The sequence below is a fragment of the Paenibacillus sp. FSL M7-0896 genome, assembly GCF_037975415.1.
GTDB classification, from domain to species: domain Bacteria; phylum Bacillota; class Bacilli; order Paenibacillales; family Paenibacillaceae; genus Paenibacillus_AQ; species Paenibacillus_AQ silagei.
In genome coordinates this window covers 2232338-2249098 of record NZ_CP150250.1, presented here as the reverse complement: position 1 = coordinate 2249098, position 16761 = coordinate 2232338, and the positions used below count along the sequence as shown (strand labels likewise).

Sequence of the window (16761 nt, the reverse complement as noted above, 5' to 3'; positions counted from 1 at the left end):
CCTTTCGCCTTGGACTAGTAATGGACCTTACGGTTCTGGGTTATCCAGGTAATGGAGGTCACCAGCATAATGATCAGGAACAGCACCCAGGACATCGCTGAGGCGTAGCCCATTTTGAAGCGCTCGAATCCTTCTTCATAGATCTGGTAGACGATAACGGTACTGGAATAGTTGGGACCACCGCTGGTCAGGAACTTGATCATGTCGAAGATTTTGAAGGAAGAGATCGTGCTCGTTATCGCCAGGAAAAAGGTAGTCGGCCCCAGCAGCGGCAGCGTAATCCGCCGGAACTGTCCGATCCCGCTGGCCCCGTCAATCGTCGCCGCCTCATACAGCTCCTCTGGAATATTCGTCATCCCCGCCAGGAAAATAATCATCTGATAGCCCAGCAGCTGCCAGACATAGATAATCATAATGGCAATCAGCGAGAAGCTGGTATCGACCAGCCAGCGCGGCGGTTCGGATACTCCAAGCTGCATCAGAATCTGATTGACCGGCCCCTTGGACGGATGGTAGAGCGCTTGCCAGACTGCGGCGATGGCTACCGTGGAACAGATATAAGGTACAAAGAAGGCTACCTTGAAAAAGGTCTTGGCATACAGCTTCTTATGGATCAGCGCTGAGAGCACGACCCCCAGCAGCATCGTGACCGGCACTGTGCCGACCGTGAACAGCACATTATTCTTCAGGGCCAGCAGGAAGCGGTTGTCCCTGAACAGCTCGATAAAGTTATCAAGACCGACAAAGTTAATCGCCGACAAGCCGCCGACCAGGTTCCACTCCGTCAGACTGAGGAACAGGCTGAACAGCAGCGGGAACACCGCGATGACGAGCATCCCGATGACCTCCGGCGCAATGAACAGCCATCCGGCGAGCTGCTCCCGTCTCTTGCGCGTCCAATAGGTACCGGCTGCGGGCTTGGCCGTTTTCCGGGTAACTGCAGATTCACTCATTGCAATCTCTCCCTTGCAGTTTCAGCTTGGTTGTCCGGCAGATAGCCGCCTTCTTCCCGGAGACGGGCGCGAAGGAGGGGGACATCTACGGCATGGACATCGCCTCCGGTCTGAGCGGCAGCCAGTGCCGCAGCAAGTCCGGCAGCTTCGCCCATCGCCAGGCAGACCGGCATCACACGCACGCTGCCGAGCACCCTGCGGTCACAGGAGATAGACCGTCCGGCGACCAGAACGTTGCGTAGTCCGCGCGGCGTAAGGCAGCGGTACGGAATGCCGTGCGATTCGCCCGGCCCGTAGAGCGTGATGGACTGGCTGGATCCGGCGCCGCTCTGCTGCTCCTTCTGTGTGCCATGCACATCAATGAAGTAGCTGTTGCGGCAGATCTCATCATCGAAGCTTCTGCGGGAGATGTAATCCTCCGCAGTCAGGACATAATCGCCGGTAATCCGCCGGGATTCCCGCGTGCCGATCAGTGTGCCTGTGCTCATCACTACCGCATTGCCGAAGGCCGCAGGGTGTACAGCGGCAAGCATGTCCCGGTAGGCGGCCGCCATCTTGCGTCCCTCTACCAGCGCCCCGGATACGGAGAAGGCATTCGTGTTGTCAATTCCCCAGAGATGTCCGGCATTGAAGCCTACGGCACGCGGAGCTACCATATTGTTGCACAGATGCGTATCCGGAATGCCCGGATATTCTCCTGAGCGGACCACCTCATGGATCGGGCTGTGCGGGTTCTCCGCATGGAGCTTCGGCCCATTCACATAAGCATAATCATCCACGTTGCCCAGTATGAAGCAATGGGTCGCGGGCTGAAGCTCGCCGGTCGCTTCGTCCCCCATTTGGTACTCGGCACCTGCCCATGCAGCAACATCGCCATCTCCTGTGCAATCGATATACACGGCTGCCCGGAAGGCCTGCAGGCCGCTTTTATTGAGAAGGAGGAGTGTGGTGATGTTGCCGTGGTCGTCTCTATCCACATCCGCAAGCGAGGTCAGGAACAGGATGTGGGCACCCGACTCCGTTACGAGATCGTCATAGACCCGCCTCAGCTTCTCCGGTTCGATCGGCACCCAGTCCATCGCATCCTCCGGCACATGCGGCATTTGAGCCTTTAAGGTATTGAACACCTTGGCCGCGAGACCACGGTAGACCATCTTCTCTTTGTCCGAGAATGGGCACCAGGCCGGTACCAGGCCGGAGGTTCCCATTCCTCCAAGGCTCCCGGTCGCTTCGACCAGCAGTGTCCGCGCCCCTTCCCTGGCCGCCGCCGCTGCGGCGGTGCAGCCCGCCGGCCCGCCTCCGACTACAATTACGTCGTAGGAGGCGTTCAGTGGGATTGGTTTACTTTTCAGCGTATACGTATCATTCTCCATTTGGCTCTCACTTTCCCGGCGGGTAGTCCTCTTTCCGTGAAGCCCTCCGCCGCTCTTCTATACGCTAATTTTAGCAAGAGACTTTGGCGGATACGGTATAGCTTTCATACGCGTTAATGTGTATTATTTTGACTCTCATTTTCAGACCTAAGCGCCTGCGCTAACAAGCGCAGATAGGCGTTAGCATACTAAAGAAACCATTCTTACAGAAGTAGGAGGTCTCCCTCCAACTCTATGAAAGAACAGTTTCTTAGGTCAGGTATGTGGTGACTGGTGGCAGTGGCAGCATCCCGCGAATCAGGGGCACTTACACACCTCATTGGCTCACCCAGCCAACTTTTACTGAAATCAGGGGCACTTATGCTCTTCATCCCCACGCAAAAAAAGGATACAGCCGCAAAGCATCATTTGGTCAGGATTGCGGCCGTGCCCTTTGCTGTTATCTTACGCAAATTTGCAGAGATTGTTTCATTTTTATTTCAAATTCGACAGAATCGCACTTAGAATCAGGCCGGTGTCCAGCGCCATATCCTCAAAATCAGCCACGGGAAGCGGATTCTTGCCCACTCCCAGCTCTACGGTGAAGCCCGGCTTGCGGAAGCGCTCGATGAACCAGTCCTTGTAGCCGGCATCGCTGCCGGTCAGCTCCACTGCCCTGTAGCCGCTCACCGCCGCAAGCGCCGCTGCCCACTGCTTACTCTCCGGCGGCTCATAGCCCCGGTAGTTCCAGTAGATCTCTGCCCCCTGGCTGTGCAGGGATACGGCGGCATCGCCCGGAACCCGCTCGGCCAGCGCCGCCAGTGCCGCCGCCTCCGGCTCACTGAGCGGCGCCGGGCCGCTGTAATCGCGCGGTGCCGGGCCGGGCACCTGCCGCCGGTCGCGTTCCTCCTCCCAGTGTGCGGGGAACTGGTCTCCAAGATCGACACCGCGGATGTTCGCCTTCCAGTGCCGGAAGCTGCGCCTGCCGCAGTTCCACCTCATCAGCTCTGCATAATGAGGATGGTCCGGCATCGCCCCTTCCTGCACCAGCTCGACACCGTCGGGATTCGCCATCGGCACGGCCCAGAGTGTCCAGTCCCGGTGCCAGTCCACAGGCTGACGCCCGTGCCAGTCCGCACCTGATTCATAAGCAGCCGCATATTCTTCAAGAAAGCTCATCAGACACGGGGACGTCAACCATTCGTTGGCATGCAGCGCGGCATTCACATGCAGGTGGCGCGGGCCGCTGCCGATCCGCAGCAGACGGAGCGGCTTGCCGAGCACACTGTAGCCTATAACCTCGCTGCTGACAAAAGGATAGCGGTCCGCAAGTCTTGCAGCATCAGCCTCTATCTCAGCCGGTCCGTATTCCCCGTGCAGATAAACCTCTGTCCCCCGGGTGGCCGCCGGAATCACCAGCACCTTGCCCGGCAGGCAGATACGTCCCGAGCTTACCCCGGGATTCAGCATCTCCAGCTCATCTATGCCAACCCCGAACAAGGACGCGATGCTCTGCGCATCGTCCCCCGCCTGCACCGCATACCGCTTGCGCGGGGCAGACGGCAGGAACAGCACCTGCCCCGGATATAAATACGGCTGGCTGCCAGCCCATGGATTCCCCTGTATGACATGCTCCGGTGTCAATCCGTGTCTTGCGGCGATACGGCTTACGGTATCTCCCCTGCGGGCAATGTATTGCTGCATAGGTCTCATCCTCCCGGCCCTCTTGTGCCGGCATCCCTAACATCCTCCGTGATGACATACGGGACCCGGCCCTCATGCCTAGTATATGAGCAGCAGCAGCGGGTCATGTGGAAATGTAGCAACTCGGGGGTTTGTCCCTATTCAGTTCGCCGCTGCAATGCTCTCATCCTACAGAGTAGATACTTGCCATACTACCGGCGTCCGGCTGATCTGCTCGCCCAGCCAGTCCCGGGCAATCCGCTGGAAGATTTCCGCATCTCCGCTGCAGAAGAACTGGTGAATCGGACTCTCATCCCCGCGCGCCAGCTGGCCTTTATCGTAGAGGATGGTGCTGATCTCCCGCGCCGTCTCATCCGCCGAGCTGATCAGCTTGACGCCGGGTCCCATCACCCTGCCGATCGGCTCCACCAGGAACGGATAATGGGTGCAGCCGAGAATCAGCGTATCGATCGGCTCGTACTTGATGCCGTTCAGTGATTCGGCCACCGCCAGATGGCTCTCCTCCGAGCGGAATAACCCCTGCTCTACGTAGGGCACAAGCGCCGGGCAGGCTTGGCTGACCACCTGAACAAAGGGAGACAACTGCTTCAGCGCCGCCGTATAAGCACCGCTTGTAATCGTGCCGATGGTCCCGATCACGCCGACCTGTCCGCTCTTGGATGCGCTGATGGCGGCGCGGGCACCGGGGTGAATGACTCCGATCACAGGAATGGCTACCTTGGCGGAGATATAATCAAGCGCTGCTGCCGTTGCTGTATTGCAAGCAATGACGATCATTTTAGGATTAAATTGAATTAAATAGTCCACGATTTGTTCAGTGAACAATTTCACTTCCTCAGTGGAACGGGGTCCGTACGGGGCTCTTGCCGTGTCGCCGAAATAGATGATTTTCTCCCGGGGGAGCTGTCGCATCACTTCCTTGACTACGGTCAATCCTCCTACGCCTGAGTCTAATATTGCTATTGCCTGCTGCACGAACACACCGCATCCTTTAACTCGTTTTGTGTAGCTTATGTAAGGCTGGAATAATGTGTACCAGGATTTCAGCCCCAATTGCAGATATTACCCCATTTGCCGGTTCAGTTCAAGTAGAGAAGATAGCGGAGCCATAATGCAGACCCACCCGAAGCATACCGCCACACGCAAAAGCCGCCTCCCGCCTGTGCAGCGGAAAACGGCTCCATACCTTTTATATCAAGCTTAGGACAGCTTCCCTGCGGTTTTGCCATCCTCGATAGCTTCCGCTACAGCAGCATCTGTACCGGTCACAGCTTCGATCTCAGCCTCCACCACTGCCGCTTCTTCAGCAGCCTCATATGCAGCCACCTCGTCACGCACGGCTTCCACTGCATCGGTAACTTCCACAGCCTGCTCAGCAATGCCGCTTACAGTAGCTACATCTGCTTCTTCCACCGCATCCTTGACGGATTTGCTCCATTCCTTGACTTCGCTTACCACCGAGACTACAGCTTCTTTGGCCTTACCGTAGATCTCTGTGGTCTTCTCACCGGCCTGGCCGGCAATAACCTGAACCTTATCCACAGCTTCCGTTGTGCCTTCGGCAATATCCTTGCGCAGCTCCTTACCCGGCTTAGGAGCGAACAGCAGCGCTGTCACCGATCCCACAATACTGCCGGCGAGTACGCCCCAGAGCAAGCTTTTGTTATCTTTTTTCATCATCAATCTCTCCTTTGGTTTCTAAGTGCCTCTGCCCGGCCACCCGGGCGATCGCCTATTTCTGCTATATCATAAGCATAGAGAGGATGTCCTGTGACTGTTCAGCCCTTGATTTCGGAAGTTTTCTGCTCGGGGTTCGGCGTGATTGCATACCGGCAGCATTGGCCGCCTTCCGCCATACACTCACTGCGTGTCACCTTCGCTTCCAGCAGCTCCTCGAACAAATGCTGCTCGCACTGGCAGGCCTTGCGGTACTGGGTAGCCACCTGACGAATGGGACAATTATACTCCCTCAGTGTGTATGAGCCGTCCTCTTCCTTGCTCCACTCCGCCATATAGCCCCCGGCATTCTGAATGGTTGACAGCTCCGCCACCCGCTCCTCCAGATCACGGCTCTGCATCACCCTACTGTACTGGGCAAGCATCCGCCGCTTGCGGCCTTCAAACAGTATATTGACCGCATCCGCCCCGCTCCCGTGGTCCAGCTCCCGCAGCAGCTCCAGCGCCAGATTGTGATAGCTTTTGGGAAAATGATCCTCCGCCCGCTCGGTAAGCGAATATACATGCATCGGACGTCCCATGGCCTGGCGCACAACCTTGGTCTTGGCAAGCGACTCCTGCTCCAGCTGAAGCACATGGCGGCGGACACCCATCTCGGTAATTCCCAATTCCTCGGCAAGAGCGCTGATCGTCAGTGGACCTCTCATCTTCAGCAGCGTCATAATCATCCGCCGGGTTGAACCGCTCTCCTGACCCTTCTTCACCATAAAGGACCTCCTTTCTGTCTGTATGCACACAGCCCCGGCTCAGCTAACCCGTGACCCCGCTGCCCAGCTCCTGATCCAGATACCTGCGCACCTCGCAAGCGAACTTCTCCAGAATATCCGGCAGCGTCCGGGTCATGGGGTGCAGCTCTCTGCGTTCCCATACGAAATAATCCTGAACCAGCGGCTTACGCAAGGCTACAAGCGAAGTCAGATCCTCGTAGATCCCGCTGTCTCCCAGCACCTTTTCCTCATGGATAATAGATATAATATCCTCGTAGCTTCCGGCATCACGCATAATGAACCCGTCAATCAGACAGCTGCCCACATCCGTCACGACTTCAACGGCCAGATGTAAGCACCGTTCCTGCACCAGACCCAGCAGCGTACTGCCGTCCCAGGAAGAAGCTGCATGTGCTAGACCTTCATTAAGATCAGGGATCTGTTCAAGAATAACTTCTATTTGCTTCCGGTTGACATAATACACAGCTGACCCTCCACCCTGCGGTATTTAGTGACCTTCCTTAACATGAACTGCCGTTATTTCCCCCGCCTGCCCCGGCGCTTCAGCCAGAACACCATCACGACACACGCCGCCATAAAAACAATCAGATACGTCAATGCTTCCATCGGATACTCAAGCTCACGCATTCCGCTCACCGCTTTCCGTGCTTAATGGGTTCCAGCCTTGCAAGTCGTGCAGTCTCAGATCTCGTAATCGACCGCTACCGACAGCTCCTTGACCTCGTTGATATGGGCAATGACTTCCTTGTGAGCCGGGTGCACCTGATACGCCTGCAGATCCTCCATCGAGGCAACAACCGTGACCAGGGCGATATCGAACGAACGCTCCGAGTGAATCAGATCGGCCCCGACTTCAATGGACAGCAGCTGCGGAATTCTTCCTTCCATATTACGGAGGACTGCAACAGTCTCTGCGACCTTGTCCGGGGACCGGTCCTTTAATTTGAAGAAAACAATATGCTTGATCATCTATCCCGCTCCCAGCCTGATTAATGTGAAATTGATTACTCAAAATATATCATAAACTGCAGCATTACTGAAACAATCTTGGTTCATGACCAAAACAGGAGCTTTGCACTCTGGACGAATGCCGTGATGAAATGGTAAAGTCATAACAGCTAAACTAGATGATCCGTCACTTCATTAAATCAGTACACCCGGAGGTATTATGGCTAAAAATCAGCAAGAAACACATAAAATTCAGGCCTGGTCTCTGATCAACCGCAAATATCTTGGACAAGGCGTACGGGTCAAAAGATTTCGCCGCCCCAAACGCAGCCAGATCCGCAACCGCGTTCTGCTGGCCATCCTGATGGCCAAGGACATGAAGCTCTCCCGTCTCGCAGAAGAGCTCTCCGTCTCCTCACGCAGCGTAAGCGCATGGGTATATGAAGGACGCATTCCCTCCAGAACCAATCTGGACAAGGTCTGCCGCCATTTAGGCTATCCGCCCCATATCCTGTTCAATGAAGCTCTTCTGCGGCAAAGTCCGATTGTTTGCCAGCCGACCCCATCCCGTTTCATGAAAAGAACGCTCGCCCATTCACCGCAGCATAACGCGATTCTGACCGGACTCTGCATGGTGTATGATTTCTCGGTAACCGATGTCAGCATCTGGATCGGCGTCCATCCCGGCACCTTCCGCAAGTGGCTGCACCACTGCCATCTGCCTACCCTGGCCCTGCAGGAGAAGGCCGAGAATTTCTTCCGCATTCCGCGGCATATCCTGTTCGCCGACTGCGAGCTGCATTAACCTTCATTAATAGGAAGCCGCAGGAAGAAGCGGGAGCTCGCACAGCATCAGGTTCACAGTAGGGTCCTTCTCGCCGCAGGGAGGGGCCATGTTGACGTTACTTTCGCAGATGGCAGTTACCGTTTGAGCGCAAGGATCGTTCTTAGTATGTATTCATGAGTCCCGCCCTGCGGGTTCTGCAACGACTCGGTAAATGAACCTGTCTCCAGAATCTCCGTCCCGGCAAAATGCTCCCGCAAATCGGCATCGCTGAAGAAGTGGGCATATTTATCCTCTTTATATTCAAAGGTGCCCGGCTCCAGCTCTCTCCCGCAGCCGTTATTGGGATCTCCGTCGGAGAAGCTGGTGAAGTAGAGCAGTCCTCCAGTCCTGACCTGACGGAGACTCGCTTCAATCAGCCTGCGGCGGTCCCCGGCGAGGAATAAATGCAGAACATCATAGCAGTATACGGCATCTACAGACTGCCTAAGCTGCGGCTCCAGCGCCGAGCCTGCAATAAAGCTAGTTCCCGGGTCCCATGCTGCGGCCAGCTCAAGCGCCGGTTCACTTAATTCTATGCCGTATACTTTAAAATCAGCAGAGAATACTTTGGTATTCCGCCCATACCCGGCACCCGGAACAAGCACGGAGGAGACACCTGCCTCCTGGAATTTCCGCTTCGCCCATTCTGCCGACGGGCTTGGCTCACTCCCCCAGATCATCCCCTCCTGCACAAATCTTTTACTCCAATACTCAGTCATGCAGCTCCTTCTTTCCTGTTGATATTATGTATCTATATAGCTGTCCCTCTTCTCTATCATAGTCCACTCTGCCAGATCCGGCAAAGTCTATGGACACAGCAAAACGGCTGGCTCCTGTAACACAGAGAAATCAGCCGTCTTGCCGTTATAGCAACTATGAAGTTAACAGCCTACCAGCTGGACTTGGTAACGCCTGGAATTTGTCCCTTGTGTGCCAGCTCCCGGAAGACGATACGGGATATCTTGAATGTACTCAGATAGCCGCGCGGTCTGCCGGACACGCTGCATCTGTTTTTTTGACGGGTGGCTGAGGAATCCCTGGGCAGCTTCTGCAGTGCCATTACATCGCCTGCCGCCTTCAGCTCTCTGCGCTTGTCAGCGTACTTCGCCACCAGCTCCTGCCGCTTCTGTTCCTTCACAACCTTTGATTTCTTGGCCACTATTGATCAGCTCCTTCGTTCTTATTCGTTCAGCGCCTGGATCAGCGCTTCAAGATTCTGCTGCATCAGACTTAGGTAATCGAGATTATGCGCAGCGTCTTCCTCTGTTAATCCTTCGATTGGATTCAGCACAGCAGTCTTGGCTCCTATTTCCTGGGCAATAGTATCGGCGACACTGGAGGAGACCAAGGTCTCGAAAAAGATCGTAGTCACCTTATTCGCCTTGGCGAACTCCACAATCTTGGCCATCTGTGCAGCAGACGGCTCCTGCTCCGGCGACAGCCCCGCAATCGGCACCTGCGTCAAGCCATATTGCTGTGCCAGATAACCAAAAGCGGCATGCTGCGTAATAAAGTCCTTGCGCTTCGCATTCTGAAGCCCGGCTCTGAAATCCTGATCCAGCTTCTCCAGCTTGACGATATAAGCATCGCTGTTCGCGTGGAAGGCGGCTGCATTCCCTGGAAATGCTGCGGAGAGTGCTGCTTCAATGGTCTTAACCTCCCGGATAGCCATCACCGGGTCCAGCCATACATGAGGATCAAGCCCGCCGTGGTCATGGTCGTGGTCGTGGTCATGGTCTGCTTCACTGACAGCTGTATCATTATGGGAATGGTCGTGACCGCTTCCTTCAGTTGCGGACTCATCATGTTGATGGTCATGGCCGTGATCGTGGTCTGCTTCAGCCGCAGCTTCCTCTTCATGGCTGTGTTCATGTTCATGTTCATGTTCGTGTTCGTGCTCTGTTCCTTCAATAATCTGGAGTCCTTTACTCGCCTCTATCGTAATCAGATCACTTCCGGCAGCACCGTCCACAATCTGCTGCGCCCAGCCCTCCATGCCTGCGCCATTATAGACAAGCACATCTGCATCCGAAATATCAGCCATATCCTTCGCAGTCGGTTCCCAATCATGCGGCTCGACTCCGGGCGGGACCAGCACCTCCACATTGGCAAGGTCTCCGGTAATGCTTTTCGTGAATTCGTACATCGGGTAAAAGCTAACCTTAATGTTCAATTTATCCCCTGCGGGTACAGATGAAGCTTCGGCCGCAGCCGATGGTGAAGCCGCCGGACTGCTGGTTGAAGCGGCTTTCGTCGCAGTGTTGTTGCCGCAGCCGGAGATCAATAGCATGGCGGTCAGGGACAAGGCGGCAAGCTGACGGATTCTGAATGTGGACTGTGCGCTCGAATTGGATATTGCTATGGATTTGAATTTCAACATATGTTGTGAGACCCCTTTTCTTCATTGGCTTGAGATGAATACTGGCTGCGGCTGCGCAGCCTGATCAGCTTCTGTACTGCAATGGCTATCAGCAGAAATACCAGCAGAATGAGTGCAATCGTGCCTCCTGGAGGCGTGTTGATATAGTAGGAGGCTGTAAGCCCGCTGAACACACCGGTCAGCCCCACACTGACGGAGATCATTATGGCTGCCGTGAAGCCCGATGCAATCCGCAGCGCTATAGAAGCGGGCAGCACAATCAGAGCGGATACGAGCAGCACACCCACCACCGGCATAGCTGCGGCAACGGTCATACCGGTTAGGACGGCGAACGAGAAGGACAACCACCCGGTACGGACACCGCTGATAGCGGCCGTCTCTTCGTCGAAGGTTAGGCTGTACAATGGGCGGCGCAGAATGATGAAATAGAGAAGACCGGCTGCAGCCACCACGGCGATCAGTTTAAGCTGAGTATCACTTACGGCAACGATGGAGCCGAACAGATAAGAGCTGAAGCTTTTGGTCAAATTCTGCTTCAGGCTCATCAGCACGACGGCCAGCGCCAGGCCGGAGGTCATAATAATAGCAACCGGAAGCTCGCTGTAGGTTCGGTAAGAGCGGCGCAGCTGTTCAATAATCAGCCCTCCTGCTATAGCTACAGCGAAGCCGCTCAAAGCAGGATTCCATCCCAGTACGGAACCCAGTGCTACTCCGGCAAGGGAGACATGAGACAGCGTATCGGCCATCAGCACCTGCCTGCGCAGCATCAGGTAGACTCCCAGCAAGGGTCCGATCAGCCCGATCAGGCCTCCTGCCCAAAATGCGCGTTGCATGAATTCGTAACCAAGCATGTCCAGCCCTCCTGCTCCTTGCGTTCCAGCGTAATCACGGTATCCAGATAGGAACTCGTCTCTTCCAGGCCGTGTGTAACCATGATGACGGTCCGGCCATGCCGGCTGACATAATGCCGCATCAGCTCATAGAACCCGGTGCGGCTGGCAGCATCCATCCCCGTTACCGGCTCATCCAGCACCAGCACCTGCGGCTGCTGCGCCAGCGCGCGGGCGATGCAGATCCGCTGCTTCTGCCCGCCGGACAGCTCGCCGATTCTCCGGTTACGGTAATCCCACATCTCCACCTGCCGCAGGCTGCTCTCGACGAGCTCCTCCTGTTCCTTAGTGAAGCGGCGGAACAATCCCAGCCCTGAATAACAGCCGGAACGGACCAGCTCAATCACCTTGCTCGGAAATCCGGCATTGAAGGAGGCTACCTGCTGCGGCACATACCCGACCGTAAGCTTGCCTCCTCCGGTAATTTCCCGGTTCAGAGTAACCGTTCCGCTCCAGGGCTTCAGCAGGCCCAACATCAGCTTGAGCAGCGTGGTCTTCGCTGCCCCGTTCGGTCCGGTAATTCCAATGAACTGTCCAGCCTCCAGATCCAGCGACAAGCGGTCAATGACCGGCTCATCCCCGTAACCGAACACCACATCCCTGATGGATGACAAAATCATCGTTCCTCCCCCTTTCTATTCGGCCCGCTGTGGCGTGCCGTAATGATTCCGTGCCTGATTCCGTGCGTGATCCTATGGCTGCTGCCGTAGTTACTGCTCCGTCTGCTGTTGGGCACTTATTAATTTGGACCAAGCATGTTCCACGGATTAAACAAACTAAGTATTGATTATTATTCGTAATATTTACTATTATGTTTCAACTTCATTGATATTATCGTAATCATTACGATTTGTAAACCCAAAACAACAAATTAATCGTAATCACACTGATTAACTTTGTTCGGGCCAAGCCAGCGTGCGACAAAACATCGAAATTCAAGCCATTGGGATCGCACCGACTCGGTCTATGTCCACCCGTGCCAGCATGAATGCCCCACTTACCCTCGCACTACACAATGTGTTCGGTTTTTTGCATACATCCGCCCCACTAGCCCCTCGCACTACACAATGTGTTCGCTTTATCGCATACATTTGGCCCACCAGCCCTCGCACTAGCACAATGTGTTCGGTTTTCCGCATACATTCGTATTTGCTTTTGCCCCATCTACCTGCGTGGCACCTATTCCCTACACAGCACAAAGCCGGAATCCGCAGAAAGGATTCCGGCTTTCCAGACTATCATTTACAGAAGAAGTTATTCCTGCCCCGCCGCAAGCAGCTCCTCTACATGCCAAGGAAGCGGGTTGTTGAATGCCGTCCAGTCCTGCTTCATCTCCTCTGCGGTCAGCAGGCAGCGGTCCAGGCGGGCTTCGATATCCTCACGGTTCATCTGAACTCCGATGAAGACGATCTCATTCAGCCGGTCTCCCCACTGCTCGTCCCACTTCGCCAGCACATCAGCTTCCGCAGCCAGCACCTCCTGCTGCTGCTCCTCCGGCAGGGTAGCCAGCCAATAACCGGCGGGACCGAACTGGATCGACGGCCCTGCCTGGCTGATGGTCGCTGCCAGATCACCACTGGCGGCCAGCCAGACTAATCCCTTCGCCCGGACGACCTCGGATGGCCAGTTACTGAAGAAGAAGCTCAGCCGCTGCGGATGGAACGGCGTTCTCCGGCGGTAGACGAAGGAGGTGATGCCGTATTCCTCAGTCTCCGGTGTGTGTTCCTCTTTGGCAAGCTCAGCGATCCAGCCGGACGACTGGCTGGTCTGTTCGAAATCGAATAATCCCGTATTGAGAATCTCGGATAGCTCCACTTGTGCATTTACCGTACGGATAATCTTCGCCCGCGGCTGAAGTCTGCGCAGAACGGCCTCCAGCTTGTTCAGCTCTGCCTCCTTCACCAGATCGCACTTGTTGAGCAGCAGCACATCACAGGTCTCAATCTGATCGATCAGCAGATCGACGATATCCCGGAAGTCGCCTTCGCCCGCCGTCATATTGCGGTCCAGCAGACTGTCGCCCGAGGCGAAATCCTGCCAGAAGCGGTTGGCATCGACCACCGTAACCATCGTGTCCAGCCGGGCCAGCTCCGTCAGATCGATATCCAGCTCCGGGTTCGGGTAAGTGAAGGTCTGGGCCACCGGCACCGGCTCGCTGATCCCGGAGGATTCGATCAGAATGTAATCGAAGCGCCCCTCCGAGGCGAGATGATTCACTTCACGCAGCAGGTCATCGCGGAGGGTGCAGCAGATGCAGCCATTAGACATCTCCACCAGCTTCTCCTCGGTGCGGGAGAGGCTGCTGCCGGATTTGACCAGATTCGCATCCACATTCACTTCGCTCATATCATTGACGATCACGGCCACCTTCAGGCCCTCACGATTATGCAAAATATGATTGAGCAGTGTAGTCTTGCCGGAGCCAAGATATCCGCTTAGCACTGTTACAGGAATTTTATCCATTGTATTCTCCTTGTAGATTATATTTTCAAAAAGGCATTCTGTTCGTAGCGAACCACCAGAGATAAGTGTATTCTGTGCAACTAAAAACAGTGAAACGGAAGGCTTTCCTCTTCTAACTGTATTCTGTACAACTAGATTAGCCCAAATGGGCGAAAATCCAGGTATAGAGGCATTTTAATTGCACGAACTACAGTTAAACAGAGATTCGGCGGCACATCCGGCGATTTAGTTGTACAGACTGCAATCAAGCCTCCCCCTTGCACTCTAATCGGGGCAATGCAAACCCTCAGCCAGCGATGAGTTAAAGTGATTTCCGCAGCTTAGCGGGTCTCCCGGTGCAGTGTGACACGCTTCAGGCGCGGGCAATATTTTCTCATCTCCAGGCGTTCCGGTGTCGTTCTTTTATTCTTCGTGGTGGTATAGTTGCGGTCGCCCGTCTCCGTACAGGCCAAAGTAACGATTACTCTCATTTCAATCAAGCTCCCTTCTATTTAATCGTAATTATTACGATTTACACATTCTACACGCTCCCGCCCTCCGCTGTCAACAGCTGTCCAGGAACATTTGGGCTCTCTTAGATTAGTGTTCTTTCCTGAATAAGCTTGACGTATAGATGGAATTACAAGCGGAAGCGGCTTGGCCGCCTTCTTATGGGGACGGTACTATTGGAGCGGGAGAGTGAGCCATGAAGATACCTGTGATTATATTAAGCGGATTTCTGGGGAGCGGAAAGACAACCCTGCTGCTGAGTCTGCTGAAGGAGAGCAAGCGGAGAGGGCTGAACCCGGGCGTAATCATGAATGAGCTGGGCGCAAAAGATGTGGACGGCTATATCCTTCAGGAGAGTACCGGCACAAGTGTGGAAAAGCTGCTGGACGGCTGCATCTGCTGCAGCCGCAAGGAGGAGCTGCCGCGCAGCCTGACCGCCCTGCTGGTACGCCGCCCGGATATCATCTACATCGAGCTTACAGGGGTAGCTGACCCGGACGAGATCGCGAAGTCGCTGCTGGCGCCGGCGCTGGCAGACCGGCTGCAGCTGCACCACGCCATTACGCTGCTGGATGCCGAGAATGCGCTGGAATACAGCAGCCGCTTCTCGTCCGACAAGCAGCTCGTCCGCACCCTGCGTAAGCAGATCACCACCGCTGATCTCATCATCGTCAACAAAAGCGATCTGGTAGAACCGGAGACCCTCTGGAAGATCGAGAAGATGGTCTACAAGCAAAATTCGGAATCCGAGATTGTCTTCACCCACTACAGCCAGATTAATCTCGCCCCGCTGCTGACAGGCATCGCCGCCCTCGGATTTAAGGGCTCTGCTCCCCGGCGCGGCCCCGGCAATATCAGCGGCACCGCCCTCCAGCGCATGAACACGGGCAGCAGCAGCACCGGCAGCGCAACGGCAGTACATGAGCCTGAATCCGGGGCGGACGGCTCTTTCTCCCAAGTGGCAGCAGTGACGTTAACCGTTCCCCCGGCATGGACCGGGAGCCTCCGCCAGGAGGAGCTGGAGCATTTTTTGCGGCAATGGGGCTACAGTCTGCTCCGGGCCAAGGGCCATGTGCGGCTTGCAGGCCGGGATTCCGTGCAGCTGGTGCAGCTTGCAGGTAACCGTATCTCCTGGGAGGCTTCAAGTTACCCGGGCCAGCCTTATATCGTCTGCATTGGCCTGAATCTGGATGAGAAGGCGATCAGCCGCAGCTGGGCGGCGTTATTCAGCTAAGAACCCTGTGTGGGAAGGAGCCGATGAACCCTTGACAACCCTTACGCCGTTTAAAATATTGCCGCTGCTCTTTTCCGCCGCTTTTCTGCTCACAGCGGGCAGTCTGTGGCTGCCCGGACATCTAAGCCTGCTGGACAACGGCTATGTCGACACGTTCAAAACCGCATTCCTCGGCATTCTGCTGGAGGCCTTGCCGTTTGTCCTGTTGGGCGCGCTGCTCGCCTCCCTGCTTCGCGTCTTCGTGCCGGACGAGCTGATCTCACGCTGGATTCCACGCCGCGCGGTTCCGGCGATTCTCTTCGGCTGCCTGCTCGGGATCCTCTTCCCCGTCTGTGAATGCGGAATGATTCCGCTGGTCCGCCGCCTCATGCATAAGGGGATGCCGCTCTACGTGGCCATCGTGTTCATTCTGTCCGGCCCGATCCTCAACCCGGTCGTCTACGGGGCCACCCTGACAGCCTTCCGCTCCCATCCGGAGCTGGCCTACACCCGGATGGGACTGGCTTTTGCCGTAGCGGCATGCATTGGTCTGATCATCTACGGGACCGTCCGCAGATCGCCGCTGCGCTTATCCATCCGCCGGGAGGGAAGCGAAGAGCCGCATGGCACACTACGCGGGGGCCGGGCGGCGGCGGTCCTGGTGCATACGTCGGATGAATTTTTTGAGATGGGCAAATTCCTGATCATCGGCTGTCTGCTAACTGCGGGAATCCAGACCTTCATGAATCAGAGCAGCCTGTCCGCCATTGGAGACCGTCCGCTCGGCTCCTACGTGTTCATGATGGGACTGGCCTTCGCACTCTCGCTCTGCTCCACCTCTGACGCCTTCGTTGCGTCCACCTTCCTGCATACCTTCCCGTCCGGGGCGCTGCTCGCCTTCATGGTGCTGGGACCGATGCTCGATTTCAAGAACGCCCTGATGCTGCTCTCGCTGTTCAAAACCAGATTTGCCCTGTACCTGTTCTTCCTAATTGCCGCGGCCGTCTTCACCGGCTCCGTGCTGGCTTCATTCTGGCTGTAGCTGCCCTGAAATTCCGAATATCTGAAGGAGGATCTG

General features: G+C 55.7%; 18 protein-coding genes. 3 read left to right on the top strand and 15 right to left on the bottom strand.

Features of this window, described 5'->3' with window-relative positions; translation table 11 throughout:
* Window positions 1-14 precede the first annotated feature (14 nt).
* The 8 genes from MKY12_RS09405 to MKY12_RS09370 form a co-directional block, all read right to left on the bottom strand.
* Complete coding sequence (locus MKY12_RS09405) at window positions 15-953, bottom strand: sugar ABC transporter permease (RefSeq protein WP_339313569.1); 939 nt, start codon at window positions 951-953, stop codon at window positions 15-17.
* On the bottom strand, window positions 950-2326 hold the full coding sequence (locus MKY12_RS09400; protein WP_209874345.1) for an FAD-dependent oxidoreductase: 1377 nt from the start codon (window positions 2324-2326) through the stop codon (window positions 950-952). The genes MKY12_RS09405 and MKY12_RS09400 overlap by 4 nt, the downstream gene beginning before the upstream one ends.
* 474 nt (window positions 2327-2800) lie before the next feature.
* On the bottom strand, window positions 2801-4009 hold the full coding sequence (locus tag MKY12_RS09395; protein WP_339255321.1) for a M14 family metallopeptidase: 1209 nt from the start codon (window positions 4007-4009) through the stop codon (window positions 2801-2803).
* Window positions 4010-4177: 168 nt separating this feature from the next.
* Window positions 4178-4984 (bottom strand): glutamate racemase, encoded by an 807-nt coding sequence (gene racE, locus MKY12_RS09390; RefSeq protein WP_036725271.1) that lies wholly within the window; start codon window positions 4982-4984, stop codon window positions 4178-4180.
* Window positions 4985-5209: 225 nt separating this feature from the next.
* Window positions 5210-5689, bottom strand: a complete 480-nt coding sequence (locus MKY12_RS09385; protein WP_081751142.1) for a YtxH domain-containing protein — start codon at window positions 5687-5689, stop codon at window positions 5210-5212.
* 98 nt (window positions 5690-5787) lie between these two features.
* Window positions 5788-6453 carry a metalloregulator ArsR/SmtB family transcription factor gene (locus tag MKY12_RS09380; RefSeq protein WP_339313568.1) on the bottom strand — a complete coding sequence of 222 codons (666 nt, stop codon included), beginning with the start codon at window positions 6451-6453 and terminating at the stop codon, window positions 5788-5790.
* A 43-nt stretch (window positions 6454-6496) separates the two neighbouring features.
* Complete coding sequence (locus MKY12_RS09375; protein ID WP_036725274.1) at window positions 6497-6937, bottom strand: HepT-like ribonuclease domain-containing protein; 441 nt, start codon at window positions 6935-6937, stop codon at window positions 6497-6499.
* A gap of 218 nt (window positions 6938-7155) precedes the next feature.
* Window positions 7156-7443: a Dabb family protein gene (locus MKY12_RS09370; RefSeq protein WP_036702274.1), complete on the bottom strand. Its 288-nt coding sequence runs from the start codon at window positions 7441-7443 to the stop codon at window positions 7156-7158.
* 199 nt (window positions 7444-7642) lie between these two features.
* Between MKY12_RS09370 and MKY12_RS09365 the strand changes: the two genes are divergently transcribed.
* Complete coding sequence (locus tag MKY12_RS09365; RefSeq protein ID WP_036702276.1) at window positions 7643-8227, top strand: helix-turn-helix transcriptional regulator; 585 nt, start codon at window positions 7643-7645, stop codon at window positions 8225-8227.
* A 116-nt stretch (window positions 8228-8343) separates the two neighbouring features.
* Here MKY12_RS09365 and MKY12_RS09360 read toward each other — a convergent pair whose 3' ends face one another.
* The 7 genes from MKY12_RS09360 to rpmG form a co-directional block, all read right to left on the bottom strand.
* Window positions 8344-8967, bottom strand: coding sequence for a class I SAM-dependent methyltransferase (locus MKY12_RS09360; protein WP_339313567.1), 624 nt, complete (start codon window positions 8965-8967; stop codon window positions 8344-8346).
* Between the two features lie 170 nt (window positions 8968-9137).
* Window positions 9138-9407 carry a 30S ribosomal protein S14 gene (gene rpsN, locus MKY12_RS09355; protein WP_076078385.1) on the bottom strand — a complete coding sequence of 90 codons (270 nt, stop codon included), beginning with the start codon at window positions 9405-9407 and terminating at the stop codon, window positions 9138-9140.
* 21 nt (window positions 9408-9428) lie between these two features.
* Window positions 9429-10628 carry a metal ABC transporter substrate-binding protein gene (locus tag MKY12_RS09350; RefSeq protein WP_339313566.1) on the bottom strand — a complete coding sequence of 400 codons (1200 nt, stop codon included), beginning with the start codon at window positions 10626-10628 and terminating at the stop codon, window positions 9429-9431.
* Complete coding sequence (locus tag MKY12_RS09345) at window positions 10622-11485, bottom strand: metal ABC transporter permease (protein WP_209874721.1); 864 nt, start codon at window positions 11483-11485, stop codon at window positions 10622-10624. The genes MKY12_RS09350 and MKY12_RS09345 overlap by 7 nt, the downstream gene beginning before the upstream one ends.
* Window positions 11431-12138 carry a metal ABC transporter ATP-binding protein gene (locus MKY12_RS09340; RefSeq protein ID WP_339313565.1) on the bottom strand — a complete coding sequence of 236 codons (708 nt, stop codon included), beginning with the start codon at window positions 12136-12138 and terminating at the stop codon, window positions 11431-11433. The genes MKY12_RS09345 and MKY12_RS09340 overlap by 55 nt, the downstream gene beginning before the upstream one ends.
* Window positions 12139-12772: 634 nt before the next feature.
* Window positions 12773-13981 carry a GTP-binding protein gene (locus tag MKY12_RS09335; RefSeq protein ID WP_339313564.1) on the bottom strand — a complete coding sequence of 403 codons (1209 nt, stop codon included), beginning with the start codon at window positions 13979-13981 and terminating at the stop codon, window positions 12773-12775.
* Window positions 13982-14301: 320 nt separating this feature from the next.
* Window positions 14302-14451 (bottom strand): 50S ribosomal protein L33, encoded by a 150-nt coding sequence (gene rpmG, locus MKY12_RS09330; protein ID WP_036725285.1) that lies wholly within the window; start codon window positions 14449-14451, stop codon window positions 14302-14304.
* 215 nt (window positions 14452-14666) lie between these two features.
* Between rpmG and MKY12_RS09325 the strand changes: the two genes are divergently transcribed.
* Together MKY12_RS09325 and MKY12_RS09320 are read left to right on the top strand one after the other, a co-directional pair.
* Window positions 14667-15704 carry a GTP-binding protein gene (locus MKY12_RS09325; protein WP_339313563.1) on the top strand — a complete coding sequence of 346 codons (1038 nt, stop codon included), beginning with the start codon at window positions 14667-14669 and terminating at the stop codon, window positions 15702-15704.
* A gap of 31 nt (window positions 15705-15735) precedes the next feature.
* Window positions 15736-16725 carry a permease gene (locus tag MKY12_RS09320; protein WP_339313562.1) on the top strand — a complete coding sequence of 330 codons (990 nt, stop codon included), beginning with the start codon at window positions 15736-15738 and terminating at the stop codon, window positions 16723-16725.
* Window positions 16726-16761: the final 36 nt, after the last annotated feature.